Annotated in this window: 13 protein-coding genes; 6 read left to right on the forward strand and 7 right to left on the reverse strand. The window is 58.8% G+C overall.

What is annotated here, in order from left to right; all coding sequences use genetic code 11:
* Positions 1–4: 4 nt before the first annotated feature.
* Positions 5–793 carry a hypothetical protein gene (locus tag HWQ14_RS05940; protein ID WP_245166443.1) on the forward strand — a complete coding sequence of 263 codons (789 nt, stop codon included), beginning with the start codon at positions 5–7 and terminating at the stop codon, positions 791–793.
* A complete protein-coding gene (locus HWQ14_RS23225) occupies positions 783–1,100 on the forward strand; it encodes a fimbrial protein (protein ID WP_245166444.1) in 318 nt (105 codons plus the stop codon). The genes HWQ14_RS05940 and HWQ14_RS23225 overlap by 11 nt, the downstream gene beginning before the upstream one ends.
* 34 nt (positions 1,101–1,134) lie before the next feature.
* Here HWQ14_RS23225 and HWQ14_RS05945 read toward each other — a convergent pair whose 3' ends face one another.
* The 4 genes from HWQ14_RS05945 to HWQ14_RS05960 all read right to left on the reverse strand — a co-directional run bounded on the left by HWQ14_RS05945 (position 1,135) and on the right by HWQ14_RS05960 (position 5,301).
* On the reverse strand, positions 1,135–1,497 hold the full coding sequence (locus HWQ14_RS05945; RefSeq protein WP_148422476.1) for a YibL family ribosome-associated protein: 363 nt from the start codon (positions 1,495–1,497) through the stop codon (positions 1,135–1,137).
* Positions 1,498–1,555: 58 nt separating this feature from the next.
* Complete coding sequence (gene mtlR, locus HWQ14_RS05950) at positions 1,556–2,146, reverse strand: mannitol operon repressor MtlR (RefSeq protein WP_176609216.1); 591 nt, start codon at positions 2,144–2,146, stop codon at positions 1,556–1,558.
* Positions 2,143–3,291, reverse strand: a complete 1,149-nt coding sequence (mtlD, locus tag HWQ14_RS05955; RefSeq protein WP_148422478.1) for a mannitol-1-phosphate 5-dehydrogenase — start codon at positions 3,289–3,291, stop codon at positions 2,143–2,145. The genes mtlR and mtlD overlap by 4 nt, the downstream gene beginning before the upstream one ends.
* Before the next feature lie 102 nt (positions 3,292–3,393).
* Complete coding sequence (locus HWQ14_RS05960) at positions 3,394–5,301, reverse strand: PTS mannitol transporter subunit IICBA (RefSeq protein WP_148422479.1); 1,908 nt, start codon at positions 5,299–5,301, stop codon at positions 3,394–3,396.
* A gap of 436 nt (positions 5,302–5,737) precedes the next feature.
* Here HWQ14_RS05960 and HWQ14_RS05965 point away from each other — a divergent pair, with 436 nt between their 5' ends.
* From HWQ14_RS05965 to selB, 3 genes are all read left to right on the forward strand, one after another.
* The gene (locus HWQ14_RS05965) at positions 5,738–6,346 is read left to right on the forward strand and encodes a glutathione S-transferase (protein WP_148422480.1); all 609 of its coding nucleotides are present in this window, start codon (positions 5,738–5,740) and stop codon (positions 6,344–6,346) included.
* Between the two features lie 103 nt (positions 6,347–6,449).
* Entirely contained in the window at positions 6,450–7,835 is a 1,386-nt protein-coding gene (gene selA, locus HWQ14_RS05970) for an L-seryl-tRNA(Sec) selenium transferase (protein ID WP_176609217.1), read from the forward strand.
* Positions 7,832–9,670: a selenocysteine-specific translation elongation factor gene (gene selB / locus HWQ14_RS05975; RefSeq protein WP_176609218.1), complete on the forward strand. Its 1,839-nt coding sequence runs from the start codon at positions 7,832–7,834 to the stop codon at positions 9,668–9,670. The genes selA and selB overlap by 4 nt, the downstream gene beginning before the upstream one ends.
* Positions 9,671–9,673: 3 nt before the next feature.
* Here the strand turns inward: selB and HWQ14_RS05980 are convergent, their stop codons facing one another.
* Positions 9,674–10,558: an ROK family protein gene (locus tag HWQ14_RS05980; RefSeq protein ID WP_176609219.1), complete on the reverse strand. Its 885-nt coding sequence runs from the start codon at positions 10,556–10,558 to the stop codon at positions 9,674–9,676.
* A gap of 166 nt (positions 10,559–10,724) precedes the next feature.
* On the opposite strand from HWQ14_RS05980, the gene aldB reads away from it, so the two are divergent.
* Complete coding sequence (gene aldB, locus HWQ14_RS05985; RefSeq protein ID WP_176609220.1) at positions 10,725–12,263, forward strand: aldehyde dehydrogenase AldB; 1,539 nt, start codon at positions 10,725–10,727, stop codon at positions 12,261–12,263.
* An 87-nt stretch (positions 12,264–12,350) separates the two neighbouring features.
* Here aldB and HWQ14_RS05990 read toward each other — a convergent pair whose 3' ends face one another.
* Together HWQ14_RS05990 and HWQ14_RS05995 are read right to left on the reverse strand one after the other, a co-directional pair.
* Positions 12,351–14,300, reverse strand: a complete 1,950-nt coding sequence (locus HWQ14_RS05990) for a glycoside hydrolase family 127 protein (protein WP_176609221.1) — start codon at positions 14,298–14,300, stop codon at positions 12,351–12,353.
* A 10-nt stretch (positions 14,301–14,310) separates the two neighbouring features.
* The gene (locus tag HWQ14_RS05995; RefSeq protein WP_176609222.1) at positions 14,311–15,711 is read right to left on the reverse strand and encodes an MFS transporter; all 1,401 of its coding nucleotides are present in this window, start codon (positions 15,709–15,711) and stop codon (positions 14,311–14,313) included.
* Positions 15,712–15,868 lie beyond the last annotated feature (157 nt).

A 15,868-nucleotide genomic window follows, 5' to 3' on the forward strand; every position in this document is an offset into this window, starting at 1 on the left:
TATCATGCGTCACTTTATTCAATGGGTTTTCTATCTCAGTCTGCTTTCTCTTTTTGGCATGCTGAGTTTTCATGCGCACGCTCAGGCCTCACCCTGCCGCACCACGCGCGATCAGTGGGTTGTCCAGGTACCTTACGCCATTGGATATGCTCCCGGCACCGCGGACTGGACGCCGGTTTCCGCGCCGATACAGTCTACCGGGGCGGATTTCTACAGCTGCGATGGCGGTAGTGACCCCTGGCGTAGTATCGGATTTGTCGAGCTGTATAAACCCGTCGGCACCGTGATGGGGGAAGACGGTGCGCCGCGTCACGTCTACAAAACCCAGATTGACGGCATCGGCTACGCGCTCGGGTTCCGCGAGCAGCAGTACTGTGGTGCGGATGCCGTGCGGTATATTGACGGCACCAGCCCGGTAGACGGCAACGAGTCCCGGCGTATCTGCGACGCCTCACAGAACCCTGCCTTTGCCAGCGCCCCAACGTATAAATTGCAGTTCTGGGTGGTGTTTTACAAAATCCCGACGACCAGCCCCATGCCTGACGATAACGCCAACTCCCAGGAGCAAAACGTCGGATCGCTGGTTTTGCAGGCGGGAGAAAACAAAGCCAGCGCGACTAACGTCGCGACGCCGGTGCAGATCCGTCTCGCCAGCTTCACGGTCAGGCATACCAGCTGTTCCGTTGGATCCCGCAGCATTCTGGTACCGATGGGAACCGTAAGCCAGCGTGAATTTCACGGCACAGGCTCCCGCGCCGGGGGGCGGACGCTTCAGCATTCCGGTGACCTGTGAAAATAACACGACGGTGAAGATGGGCTTCTTCGGCGATACCGCGCCGGGCAACGATCGGGCGCTGGCGTTAACGAAGCAGCAGGACAGCGCCAGCGGCGTCGGAATCGAACTGCTTTACGGCGACAATACCGGTGCGGTTCAGGGGCAGGTGGTGCCGTGGAACACCCCGCAGGTATCGGCGCTTGGACAGGTGGGCGATAACCAGACGCAGACCTTCTGGTTTGATGCGCATTATATTCAGACCGAAGAGAACGTGACGGCGGGAAAAGCGGATGCGATGGCCACGTTTAACCTGATTTACAACTGAGTTTTCCCCTGCCGCAGCGGCAGGGGAAGCGGGATCAGAATGCGGTTTTACTAAAACCCGTCATCTCTTTCAGGCCCATTTCGCGGCCAAGCTCGGTCATCGGGTGCACCACCACCAGGCCACGGACGCTTTTCTTCAGCTTGCCCATGTCGGCCTGCTCTTTTTTGGTGATCGCGCGGCGGTGCGGCATGTTCATCAGCTTCTGCGCTTCTTTGCTCAGCTTCTGGCCTTTCACTTCGCGCAGGCGCTCGATTTCCGCTTCCAGCTTCACGGACTCTTTTTCCAGCTCGGCATACTTCTCGGCGGCATCGACCAGAGAGAGGTCGGCCATCTGGTGGCGGATCAGATCCAGGCGGTCGCTCAGGCGTTTAATTTCGTTCTTTTCGACTTCTTTCATGACAAATAACTCTGAAAACGGGGGATTTACAGGGAAGGATACACCAATGTGTGCGGGCTTACTTCTGAAACGCTTTTTTTAAGCTGATTTTAGAAATCAGCTCGGTCAGGGAAAGCACCATGGTGGAGCGGACAACCTGCTGATAACGCTGCTTTTGCATCGCGTACAGCTCAGGGTCGCTGTTATCAAACTGAGGTGCGGGGGGAAGCGCGGATACACAGTGCAGTTCGCCGAAGGGCCCCAGAATCTCGTCATCGGTAAAGGTGTATTCATTACCGTCATGATTCAGCTCTTCGCGCAGCGCCATCAGCAGCTCGGCGTCTTCATACTCTTGTCGGTTCAGCACGCCAAGACCATAGATCAGCTTCAGCCGTACCGACAAATCGCCCAGCGGTCCGTCTCCGTCCAGTAACGGTTCTACAGCATACTTTACCGCGTAGTCGTCTTTGCGAAACACCTGAAGCACCAGAATGTTCACCGCCTCGGTTAACAGCTCGACGGCGGCAATCAGGAAACTTCGTACGGTTTTGCCAGCATTCAGACGCTCAAGCACACGATTTTCAAAGGCCTGGGTTTGTTCCATTATTGCCTGCATATCTGACAATCTGTTATTCGGGCGCAGGCTAGCCTGCGCCGGACTCTGCATCATTTGGTTGCGTTATATGCGCTTACCGCCTCCGCAACCACGTCGCTGCTGGCTTCCAGACCGGAGATCTGCGCCAGCGCAGCCTGCGCGCCTTTGCTGTCAATCAGCTGGGCCAGCTCAATCGCCTGCGGATCCTGCTCGCTGCGGTAGTGCATCGCCGCGGCAATGCCCTTCACCAGGTTAGCGTGCGGCAGGCCGTACTCCAGCGTGCCCAGCAGCGGTTTAATCAGGCGATCGCCCGCGCTCAGTTTACGCAGCGGCTGACGCCCAACGCGCTCAACGTCATCTTTCAGATACGGGTTTTCAAAACGACCGAGGATTTTCTGGATGTATGCTGCATGTTTGTCAGCATCAAAACCGTAGCGTTTGATCAGCACCGCGCCGCTCTCTTCCATTGCCCCTTTGACCACCGCACGGATGTTCTCGTCAAGGATCGCGTCGCGAATAGTCTGGTGACCGGCCAATTTCCCGAGGTACGCGGTTATAGCATGCCCGGTGTTCAGCGTGAAGAGTTTACGTTCGACAAATGCCATCAGGTTATCGGTTAATTCCATTCCCGGAATGGTCGGCAGCGCGCCTTTAAACTGGGTTTTATCGACGATCCACTCGCTGAAGGTTTCCACGGTGACTTCCAGCGGATCGTGAGTGGCGGATTCGGACGGCGGGACGATGCGGTCTACGGCGGAATCCACAAACCCGACGTGCGCTTCAACCCAGGCTTTGTCTTCGTCTGCCACAGCCGCAAGAACGTGGCCTTTCAGCTGCGTCGTGCCGCGCACCATGTTTTCGCAGGCGATGATGTTCAGCGGGGAGTCGATACCCTGCGCCTTACGCTTCGCCAGGCCTTTTGCGATCGCCGGGGCGATACGCTCAAGCACCACCGGACCCACGGCCGTGGTGACCAGATCGACGCTCGCGATGAGGTCAATCACGTCGTCGCCAATGCTGCTGACCGCGTTCACGCCGGAGACCGTTTCAACCTGTTCGTTTTCACCCACCACGTGAACCTGATAGCTATGACGGGCATTCAGGGCATCCAGAACCACCTGATTCACATCGGCGAACGTCAGGGTAATGCCCGCATCTGCCAGCAATTTACCGATAAAGCCACGACCAATATTACCTGCGCCAAAATGTAATGCTTTCATAGTGTTAACCTTCATCAATGTTTTTACCCGAGAGGGCTGGGGTGAGAAACGTTATCCCCTCACCCTAGCCCTCTCCCCGGAGGGGAGAGGGAGGAGACGCTGTTATTTGTTAAGCAGTGCCAGTACTTCTTCCACGCTGGTGGTATTGGCCAGACGCTCAATGACGGTTTCATCGTCCAGGGCGTTGGTCAGGCTGGTAATCACCTGAATGTGCTCGTTGTTGCGAGCGGCGATACCAATCACCAGACGGGCGATGTCGTCCTCTTCTTCACCGAAGCGCACGCCGTCCGGATACTGGCAGAACACCACGCCGGTTTTCAGCACGCGGTCTTTCGCTTCAACCGTACCGTGCGGCACCGCGATGGATTCACCCAGGTAGGTTGGGGTCAGTTTTTCGCGTTCCAGCATGGCGTCAACGTATTCAGGCTGAACGTAGCCGCCTTTCACCAGCTGCTCGCCGGCAAAGCGAATGGCCTCTTCTTTATTGGTCGCGGTGCGGCCAAGGAAGATGTTTTCTGCGCCCAGCCTGAACAGGTGCGCGTTGCTCTCGTCGAAGCTGTCCTGAAGGCTGGTACGCACCTTCACTTCGTTATCTTCATGGCGCTGCGCCGCCACCAGACGTTCGGTCAGGCTGGAGTACAGGCCGCTGTCCAGGAAGTTGGTCAGGGAAATGTGCTGCGCCTGCGGCACCTGACGCATGGCGCGTTCGGTCAGATCGCGGTGCGTGATGACCAGGTCAACGTCCGGCGGCAGGCTGTTAATCGCGCTGTTGGTAACGGAGATGTTGGTCAGACCCGCATCCTGCACTTTCTTACGCAGCACGCCCGCACCCATTGCGCTGGAACCCATACCGGCATCGCAGGCAACGATGATTTTACGCACGTGGCTCAGGTCGTTAGAGACATCACCGGCCGCCAGCGGGGTCGCGCCTTTGGATTCCGCCTTCATGTCATGCATACGACGGGTTGCCGCTTCGATATCGTCGTCTTCTTTCACTTTGCTGGTTTTCAGCAGGATGGCAGAGACAACGAAGGAGACCGCCATGGCCGCACAGATCGCCGCGATATTGGCGAAGTAGGCGCCTTTCGGGGTCATCGCCAGCACCGCCAGGATAGAGCCTGGGGAAGCCGGAGAGACCAGACCGCCGCCCAGCACGCTCAGGGTGAACACGCCGGTCATACCGCCGAGGATAACGGCCAGGATCAGGCGTGGGTTCATCAGCACGTACGGGAAGTAAATTTCGTGAATACCGCCCAGGAAGTGGATGATTGCCGCGCCGCCAGCAGACTGCTTCGCGCTGCCGCGACCGAAGAACATATATGCCAGCAGAACGCCCATGCCCGGACCCGGGTTGGCTTCAATCAGGAAGAAGATGGACTTGCCGAGATCGTGAGACTGCTGAATACCCAGCGGCGAGAAGATACCGTGGTTGATGGCGTTGTTCAGGAACAGGATTTTCGCCGGTTCAACAAAGATAGACGCCAGCGGCAGCATGTCGTGCGCCACCATGAAGTTAACGCCCGCTGCCAGCAGCTTGGACAGCACTTCAACGGCCGGACCAATGCCGAGGAACGCCAGAATCGCGAGGATCATCCCGATGATGCCCGCGGAGAAGTTGTTCACCAGCATTTCGAAGCCGGACTTGATTTTGCCATCAACCCAGACGTCGAATTTCTTAATGGCCCAGCCGCCCAGAGGACCGGCAATCATCGCGCCGAGGAACATCGGCATATCCGCACCGACGATAACACCCATGGTTGTGATGGCACCCACTACGCCGCCACGGTCACCGCCTACCAGACGACCACCGGTATAACCGATGAGCAGCGGCAGCAGGTAAGTAATCATTGGGCCAACAAGCTTCGCCAGCGTTTCGTTAGGCAACCACCCTGTCGGAATAAACAATGCGGTGATAATACCCCACGCGATAAACGCGCCGATATTTGGCATCACCATGTTGCTGAGGAAACGACCAAAGCTTTGAACTTTGATCTTGAAATCGGATGACATAAAACACCCCTTCTTATGTTTACGCTTAGGCTTGCGGCCCGAGGTTTATCGTTAATGTGCGGCGGCAGAGGTAGCCGGGCCCTGTTCTGATGCTGTGAAATCTGGCACTGAATCGTTCAACTGTCCAGACAGCGAAATTTTGTGTGATCGTCGTCACGTAAATGTAGGGGGTGAGGATATTAATGAAGTGATCGTGATCACATATCAGGTGTGTAAAAAAAATACATCGCGCGAAATTTAGTCAGAGCAGGCGCTTTTTTGTGATGATTATCACATTGCCAGGTTGGCGCTTTGTTTTCGAGTTGTGACTGAATTCACAAAATATTTTTATGCAGATTTCTCCCGTATCACCTAACGGCAGGAATGCGATACGCCTGCCTGCCTTTTTTCCCGGCTTGATCCATACTGACCTCTTTGTGGGCATTAAGGATAAGCAATGAAACTCATCGGCAGTTATACCAGTCCTTTCGTGCGTAAAATTTCGATTCTCCTGCTGGAGAAAGGGATCGAATTTGAATTTGTGAATGAACAGCCGTACAGCGCTGAGAACGGCGTTGCGCAGTACAACCCGCTGGGGAAAGTTCCGGCGCTGGTAACGGACGAGGGCGACTACTGGTTTGACTCCCCAATTATTGCGGAGTACGTCGAGCTGCTCGGCGTTGCACCAGCTATGCTGCCAGCGGATCCCAAAGCGGCGCTGGCGATGAAGCAAATCGAGGCCCTGGCGGATGGCATTATGGATGCGGCGCTAGCCTCCGTGCGCGAGCAGGCAAGGCCTGCCGCACAGCAGTCAGAGAACGAACTGCTGCGCCAGCGTGAAAAAATCAGCCGCAGCCTCGATATGTGCGAACAGCTGATCCGCGACGGCAAAATTCAAAGCGATAGCCTGAATCTGGCGACGATTGCCATCGCCTGCGCCATTGGCTACCTCAATTTCCGCCGCGTCTCCCCCGGCTGGTGCGTGGATCGTCCCCTGCTGGTCAAACTCGCGGAGACGCTCTTCCAGCGCGAAAGTTTTGCCCGTACTGAACCACCAAAGGCTTGACGCGGGTTATAACACTTCCTGGCGGGAGGCGGTACAATCCCCCCACATGTTAACTCCCTCTCCCGTTGGGAGGGGGGAAGATATTTACTCGCCAGGCGCATTCATGACTACTCATCATTCCCTCTACAGCCAGATCCCCGCAACCGATCGTCTGCTTCGAGATCCGAACATTGCCGCGGTGCTGGCGCGGTTCGGCCACGCTGCGACGGTCGACATGCTACGCCAGCTTCAGGGCGACGCGCGTCGCCATATTCAGGCTGAAAACGCGCTTCCCGGCTGGTGCGCGGGGTGGGTGCAGGAGGTTGAACGCAGGCTGAGCGAGCACGCGCAAAGCGCCTTGCGCCCCGTTATTAACCTGACGGGCACGGTACTGCACACCAATCTCGGCCGGGCACAGCAGGCGGAAGACGCCATTGAGGCAGTGGCCCAGGCCATGCGCTCGCCGGTGACGCTGGAGTACGATCTGGACGGCGCCGGGCGCGGGCATCGCGATCGCGCGCTGGCGGATCTTCTCTGCCAGATTACTGGCGCGGAAGATGCCTGCATTGTGAATAACAACGCGGCGGCGGTGCTGCTGATGCTGGCGGCCACCGCGAGCGGGAAAGAGGTTGTAGTATCCCGCGGCGAGCTGGTCGAAATTGGCGGGGCGTTTCGTATTCCGGATGTGATGCGCCAGGCGGGATGCACGCTGCATGAGGTGGGCACGACCAACCGCACCCATGCAAAAGATTATCGTGCCGCGGTAAATGAGAACACCGCGCTGCTGATGAAGGTGCATACCAGCAATTACCACATCGAAGGGTTTACCAAAACGGTGGAAGAAGCCGGGCTGGCCGCCATCGGGCGCGAGCTCGGCGTGCCGGTCATAGCCGATCTGGGCAGCGGTTCGCTGGTGGATATGCGCCAGTACGGTTTGCCAAAAGAGCCAATGGTGCAGGAGGCGATCGCCGCCGGCGTGAGCCTGGTCAGTTTCTCCGGCGACAAGCTGCTGGGCGGGCCGCAGGCGGGAATTATTGTCGGCAAGCGCGAGCTGATTGCGCAGCTACAGCAGCACCCGCTGAAGCGCGCCCTGCGTGCCGATAAAATGACGCTGGCCGCGCTGGAAGCGACGCTGCGGCTCTATCTGCATCCGGAAAAACTGGCTGACCGCCTGCCCACGCTGCGGTTGTTAAGCCGTGATGCGGCTTCCATTCGCGCGCAGGCGCAAAGGCTGCTGCCGCAGGTTGCGCCGCATTACCCTGAGTTCGAGGTGCGGAGTGAACCCTGCCTTTCGCAAATTGGCAGCGGCTCGCTGCCCGTGGACCGGCTGCCGAGCGAAGCGCTGACGTTCACCCCGCGCGACGGGCGCGGAAGCCAGCTTGAGGCGCTGTCGGCGCGCTGGCGCGCCTTACCGACGCCGGTCATTGGCCGTATCGGTGATGGTCGCCTGTGGCTGGATTTACGCTGTCTTGAAGATGAAGTGCGGTTTCTGGAGATGATGTTGAAATGATTATTGCCACCGCCGGTCACGTTGACCACGGCAAAACCACGTTACTGCAGGCGATTACGGGCGTAAATGCCGACCGTCTGCCGGAAGAGAAAAAGCGCGGCATGACCATTGACCTGGGCTATGCCTACTGGCCGCAGCCCGATGGCCGCGTGCTGGGCTTTATTGACGTGCCCGGCCACGAAAAGTTTCTTTCCAATATGCTCGCGGGCGTGGGCGGTATCGATCACGCTCTGCTGGTGGTCGCGTGCGACGACGGCGTGATGGCGCAAACGCGCGAGCATCTGGCGATCCTCCAGCTGACGGGAAACCCGCAGTTAACCGTAGCCCTCACCAAAGCGGACCGCGTGGACGACGCGCGTATCGACGAGGTACGCGCTGAGCTGCAGGCGACGCTACGCGAATATGGTTTTATGGATGCTGCACTTTTCGTCACCGTGGCGACAGAAGGGCGCGGTATCGACGCCCTTCGCGACCATTTGCAGCAGATCCCGTCTCGTGAGCATGCCGGCCATCACCGCTTCCGCCTGGCCATCGACAGGGCGTTTACCGTTAAGGGGGCGGGGCTGGTGGTAACCGGCACCGCGCTGAGCGGGGAAGTTAACGTGGGCGATACCCTGTGGCTGACGGGCGTTAGCAAACCCATGCGCGTGCGCGGGCTGCATGCGCAAAACCAGCCGGTAGAGCGGGCCCACGCCGGGCAGCGTATCGCCCTGAACATTGCGGGTGATGCGGAGAAAGAGCAGCTCAGCCGCGGCGACTGGCTGATGGCTGACGCCCCGCCAGAGCCGTCTGAGCGTGTAATCGTCTCTCTTCAGACCCACACGCCGCTGGCCCAGTGGCAGCCGCTGCACATCCACCACGCGGCCAGCCATATCACCGGCCGCGTGTCGCTGCTGGAAAACGATCTCGCCGAGCTGGTGTTCGATTCCCCGCTCTGGCTTGCGGATAACGACCGCCTGGTTCTGCGTGACATCTCCGCGCGCGAAACCCTGGCGGGCGCCCGCGTGGTAATGCTGAATCCGCCCCGTCGCGGCAAGCGTAAGCCCGAGTATTTACAGTGGCTGGCCGCGCTGGCCAGGGCCCATGATGATAAATCCACGTTAGATGCCCATCTTGAGCGCGGTGCGGTGGATCTGACCGCGTTCGCCTGGGCGCGCCAGCTCAGCGGCGAAGGGCTGCGCCTCCTGACGCAGGAGCCCGGCTTTATTCAGGCCGGTAACAGCCTGCTGAATGCGCCGGTGGCGGCGGGCTGGCAGCGCAAAGTGCTGAGCACGCTGGCGAACTACCACGAACAGCATCAGGATGAGCCAGGCCCGGGCCGTGAACGTCTGCGGCGCATGGCGTTGCCTATGGAAGACGACGCGCTGGTGCTGCTGCTGATTGAAAACATGCGCGCCAGCGGGGCGATCGCAAGCCACCACGGCTGGCTGCACCTGCCCGATCACAAGGCCGGTTTTACCGCCGACCAGGAAGCGGTCTGGCAGAAAGTGGCGGCGCTGTTTGGCGATGAACCCTGGTGGGTGCGCGATCTGGCGCGTGAAACCGGTACCGATGAGCAGCTGATGCGTCAGGTGCTGCGCCATGCGGCGCAGCAGGGCATGATTGTGGCGATCGTGAAAGATCGTTATTACCGCAACGATCGGATCGTGGCGTTCGCGAACCTGATCCGGGAGCTGGATCGGGAGCGCGGATCGACCTGCGCCGCCGACTTCCGCGATCGGCTGAACGTGGGGCGCAAGCTGGCGATTCAGATCCTGGAGTACTTCAACCGCATCGGGTTTACGCGTCGCCGGGGCAATGACCATGTGTTACGCGACGCGCAGCTGTTCCCGTAAGCGCTAAGCGCTGCGCGCCTGCTTCTGTTTAGCCAGCCAGACCGCGCCCAGCCTTCCCGCCTGGTTACCCAGCTCGCAGGGGAGGATGGGCACCCGGAGCGCTTCCCACTCCTCGAATCGCTGTAGATATTTGTCCAGCAGGAGATAGATTTTCTCCTGCTCGCTAATGCCGCCGCCAATCAGCACCGCCTGCGGATCGAACATGGAGATCACGCTGTAAACGCCGCGCGAAAGACAGTGCGCCCACTCCTCAATGGCCTCGCGCAGGTGCACGTCGCTGTCCATGCGCTTAAACAGCTCCTCACCGTCAGGCATTTCGTCCTCCGACACGGCCAGCGCGCGGCGGCAGGCTTTCATCAGGCCGCTGGCAGACGCCACTTCATGCATCGGCTCGCCCTCATTGCCCACGGGCAGCACGCCAAATTCACCCGCCCGGTAGTGCGACCCGCGGTAGAGATCGCCCTCCATGACGATACCGCCGCCGATGCCGGTACCGATGGTGATGCAGACGAAATGCTCATAATCTTTACCCGCGCCCTGCCAGCGCTCGCCCAGCGCCGCGCAGTTAGCGTCGTTTTCGATTGTCACAGGGAGATCGGTCAGCTCCGCGAACAGTTCGCACAGGTTTTCCCCGTCAAGGTAATCCAGCGCCCCGGCCTTGGCCGCTTCGCCGGTGTGGTGATTGATATGCCCTGGAAAGCTTACGCCGATTCCGACGATGTCATGTTCCCGGCTGTACTCATCCACCACGGCCTTCCACTTCTGTTTGAAGGTGCTTTCATCGTCAGGCGTATCATATTCATCGGATGTCAGTTCTTCGCCGTTTTCGTTAATTACGCCGTGTTTGATATGGGTTCCACCCACGTCAAAGCCGATAAATAGCTGCATTACATCGTTCCTCATGAGCCCTTGAGCTATTAAGTATGGCTCCGGCGGCAGAAACGAAACGTAAAGTACGGTAATCCGTGATACGGCTCGTAAACCCGTTACCGGCTGGCGAGAAAATCACCAGCCGGAACTACCCTTGTTGTACACCAACAGCAAGGAGACGGACATGACAAACAATCCTCCCTCATCGCGCATCCAGCCTGGCGAGTATGGTTTTCCCCTTAAGCTTAAGCCCCGCTATGACAACTTTATCGGCGGCGACTGGGTGGCACCCGTCGACGGTGAATACTATTCCAACCTGACGCCCGTCACCGGCCAGCCGCTGTGTGAAATTGCCAGCTCGGGCAGGCGGGATATCGATCTGGCGCTGGACGCGGCGCATAAGGTGAAAGATAAATGGGCGCACACCTCCGTTCAGGACAGGGCGGCCATATTGTTCAAAATCGCCGATCGCATGGAGCAGAATCTGGAGCTGCTGGCGACCGCGGAAACGTGGGACAACGGTAAGCCGATCCGGGAAACCATGGCGGCGGACGTCCCGCTGGCGATTGACCATTTCCGCTATTTTGCGTCCTGCATTCGCGCCCAGGAGGGCGGGATCAGCGAGGTGGACAGCGATACCGTGGCGTATCACTTCCACGAGCCGCTCGGCGTGGTGGGGCAAATCATTCCCTGGAATTTCCCGCTGCTGATGGCGAGCTGGAAGATGGCCCCGGCGCTGGCGGCGGGGAACTGCGTTGTGCTGAAGCCCGCACGCTTAACGCCGCTTTCGGTGCTGCTGCTGATGGAGGTGATTGGCGACCTGTTGCCGCCGGGAGTCATCAACGTGGTCAACGGGGCCGGGGGAGAGATTGGCGAGTATCTGGCAACCTCAAAACGTATCGCCAAAGTGGCGTTCACCGGCTCAACGGAAGTGGGCCAGCAGATCATGCAGTACGCGACGCAAAACATCATTCCGGTCACGCTGGAGCTGGGCGGGAAATCGCCAAACATCTTCTTTGCCGACGTGATGGATGAAGAAGATGCCTTCTTCGACAAGGCGCTGGAAGGGTTTGCGCTGTTTGCCTTTAACCAGGGCGAAGTCTGTACCTGCCCGAGCCGCGCGCTGGTGCAGGAGTCCATTTATGAGCGCTTTATGGAGCGGGCAATCAGGCGCGTGGAGTCGATTCGCAGCGGTAACCCGCTCGATAACGTCACCCAGATGGGGGCGCAGGTATCGCATGGCCAGCTGGAAACCATCCTCAACTACATCGATATTGGTAAGAATGAGGGCGCCGACGTTCTGACCGGCGGCCGCCGCAAGATGCTGGGCGGCGATTTACAGGAGGGCTACTACCTTGAGCCGACCATCCTGTTCGGTAAAAACAACATGCGTGTTTTCCAGGAGGAAATTTTTGGGCCGGTGCTGGCCGTAACCACGTTCAAAACGATGGAGGAGGCGCTGGAGATCGCCAACGACACGCAGTACGGCCTGGGGGCGGGCGTCTGGAGCCGTAACGGTAATCTGGCCTATAAGATGGGGCGCGGCATTCAGGCCGGACGCGTATGGACCAACTGCTACCACGCCTATCCGGCTCACGCGGCGTTTGGCGGGTACAAGCAGTCGGGCATCGGACGAGAAACCCATAAGATGATGCTGGAACATTACCAGCAGACCAAATGCCTGCTGGTGAGCTACTCCGATAAACCGCTGGGGCTGTTTTAAACTTCCGGCTCAGGCCGTCCGTGAACGGCCTGAGCTGGCCTACTCCTTCTCCCGTGAGAGAGGGTGAGGGCAACAGGCCGCAGCTGTTCAGCCTTCATTAACCCATATGCGCATTTCTCCTTCTCCCCGGTTTGCCCAGCTAAACCAGGGTATAAAGGTCAACGTCTGGGGCTGACGTTGTACCGGTGAGCGGTCGTATTGCCATAGCGCGTCGGTGTCCTTCGCGTGGTAACCGCTCCCTTCTGCCTGTATCAGTATCTTGTGCGCGAAAATGCCTTTCCCTTCAAACACCCGGAACTTGCTGTCCGAAGGCAAAGAAAGATGGTGCAGACCGGCGCCGTTATCGGCTTCCTCAAGGCAGTACACCAGCGGCCCGCGCTGAATGGCGACCTTCCCCGCCTGCTGGCGCACATGCGGGTTGCCATACACGCGGCGAACCGGCATGGGTAACGTCAGGGTCAGCGTGTCGCCTTCCTGCCAGCGTCGGTTGAGGTAAACGTAACCGCGGGATACCTCGCCTGAAAGGGCTTCTCCGTTCAGCGAAACGGCCGGTTGCGCGCACCAGTCCGGGAGCCTCAGGGCCAGCGTGTGGGTGACCGGAACAGGCGACGTTATCTCGATTTTGACCTGTTCCTGCCACGGATAGTTACCGCTAATTCGCAGCTGCAGGGTCTTATCCCCAACCGGTATGGCGACGTCGTTCCCCACGTACAGGTTGATCAACAGCGCATCCGGGCGAACGGTATAGATATAGTGTCCCAGCGAGGTCAGCACGCGGGCGATATTTGGCGGGCAGCAGGCGCAGCCGAACCAGCGCTGGCGCACCGGTTTTACGTGGTCATAGATATGGTTAAACGCCAGCGTCTTTAGGTGTGCTTCCAGCGGATTCACGTAAAAAAAATGCTTCCCGTCCAGCGCCATTCCACCCAGTACCGTATTGTATAGCGCGCGCTCCATGACGTCGGCGTACCGGCTGTCTGCCTCCATTTCCAGCATCCGCCGGGCAAACATCATCAGGCCAATGGAGGCGCAGCTTTCCGCGTACACCGTATCGTTGGGCAGATCGTAATCGCTGCTGAACGCCTCGCCGCTGCTTTGCGAGCCGATGCCGCCGGTAATGTACAGCTGGCGCTGGGCCATATTGTTCCACAGCCGCAGGCAGTCCTGGCGTTTATCCTCGTCGTTGCTCAGGCGCGCCAGGTGCGCCATGCCCGCCATCAGATAGACAAAACGCACGGCGTGGCCGATGGCCGTTTGTTGTTCCGCAAGCGGCTGATGCGCCTGGCTATAGGCTTTGTCGTTAACCATCCACGCCGGTCCATAGGTGTTCCAGTACGACGTTCTGCCGCGCTTCTCGTATTCGATATCGTAGAAGTGAGGCTGCGCGCCGCGTTCCTCAATAAAATATTTCACCAGATTGAGGTAACGAGGTTCCTGCGTGACGTCGTACAGCCGCATCAGCGCCAGCTCGATTTCCGGATGGCCCGGATAGCCGTGCAGCTGGCTGTCACCAGGGCCAAACACGCTGTCGATATGGTCCGCCAGCCTGCACGCCACGTCCAGCAGGTCGCGCTTACCGGTTCCCTGAAACCAGGCCACGCCCGCCTCAATCATATGTCCGGCGCAATACAGTTCATGGCATTCGGCCAGATTGGTCCAGCGCGCTTCGGGGGCTTTCACCGTAAAGTAGGTGTTGAGGTAGCCATCTTCACACTGTGCCGCCGCGACCAGTTTAATTACCTCGTCGGCGGTTTTTTCCAGCTCTGCGTCGGGCTTCTGGCACAGCGACCACGCCACGGCTTCCAGCCATTTCGCCACGTCGCTGTCCTGAAATACCATTCCGTAGAACTCTCCCTGTTCCAGACCGGCCGCTATGCGGAAGTTGGTGATGGCGTGGCTGGGCTCGGCCTCCGCCACCCGGTCGTTCAGCGCATCCCACTGGTAGGGGATCACCACATCGCGAACCAGGCGTTGATACTGACCAAGAAACGGGTCGTTGATTTTCAGCTTGTGCAGGTCGGCTTCCATTATGGACATATCGTTCTCCTCAGGACGGTACATGACGCTGGCGCAGGTCGGTAGCAATGCGCGACATCATGGGATTGTTAAGCCTGCACCGACGGATAGCGAACGCCAGCAGCAGGTGGAAAAGGGCAGGGAGCAGCGTCTCCATGGCGGTTATGCCCTGCAGTGAGGCTGGCGTCTGGTTGCCGGTGCCTGGCTGGTAGGCCACGGCGATGAAAACCAGGCTGATGATCCCGGCGCTGGATGCCCACGCGAGCTTGATGAAAAACAGGTTGAAGGCGAAGTTCATTCCCGATGAGCGCACGCCGGTTTTCCATTCGCCGTAGTCGTCCGCAAAGGCCATTAGCGAGAAGTGCAGCGGCAGGGTGAAGCCCAGGATCACGCCGTTGCTTAAGATGACGATCAGCCAGAGCGTCTGGTGCGCCGGACCACCCGGCAGGAACCACATACCTGCCGCAAGTGCGGCGAGCACAAGGTTGGTGCGGTAGTAGAGTTTGACGGTATCAATACGGCGCGACAGCGGGTTAACGATCACCGCGCCCAGAATGGCGGCAAACGTCACCATGGTGAAAAACAGCGAGGTATACGCCGTACTGCCCTGGAGAACGTAGGTAATGAAGTACATATACCCGCCGCCTCGAATATTGAAGACGTTAATCAGCAGGAACGACATTACCAGCATCAGCAGCAGCTGATCGTTCTTACGCAGGCCCGCCAGGTGCTCGCGCAGCGTGAATTTACCCATCAGCGCCAGCGGGACGCGCTCGCGCACCCAGCAGAAGCAGCACAGGAACATCACCACGGCGATGGCGCACAGCACGCCAACACCCAGCTGATAGCCCCGAGCGGCATTGCCCTGACCAAGCTCCGCCACCAGCCACGGCAGACCAACGGAGACCAGAAACCCCGCCACGCCGCACAGCACAAAACGCCATGACTGGCAGGAGATCACCTCGTTATGGCGAGTGGTCATGGTGTTGATCAGGGCGCAGTACGGCACGTTGATGGCGGTATAGCCTACAGACAGCAGTAAATAGGTGCCGAACGCCCAGGCGATTTTCACCCCCATGCTGGCTTCCGGAACGGTGAAGGTCAGTACGCCGACGATCCCGATGGGCAACGCAACCCACAGCTGCCAGGGGCGAAAACGTCCCCAGCGGCTCTGGGTGCGGTCAGCAATCACGCCCATCACCGGATCGGAAATAGCGTCGAATACCCGCAGGGCAATGAACAGCGTGCCGACGAGCGCGGGAGTCAGGCCGAAAACATCGGTATAGAAAAAGGTCAGAAAATTCATGATCAGGCAGGTAATTACCGTTCCGCCCGCGTCGCCCAGGCCGTAGCCAATTTTTTCGCGGACTGACAGCCGGTCATCGACCGTCTGTTTGGCAACTTCTGCGTCTGTAATCGGTGTGGAAGTCATGGGGTAACTCCTCGTTAACGATTTTTATCGTATTTGTAGGTACCCCATTTATTCTGCATCCAACGGGCAGACCAACAAGGGAAGGGAAAAGTATAAAAAGGTGACGATTCCGACCTTGTGATAAAAGTGTGAGTTTGATCGAGCCGTTAAGCTGATA

The sequence above is a fragment of the Enterobacter cloacae genome (genome assembly GCF_013375935.1).
In the GTDB taxonomy this organism is placed as follows: Bacteria; Pseudomonadota; Gammaproteobacteria; order Enterobacterales; family Enterobacteriaceae; genus Enterobacter; species Enterobacter pasteurii.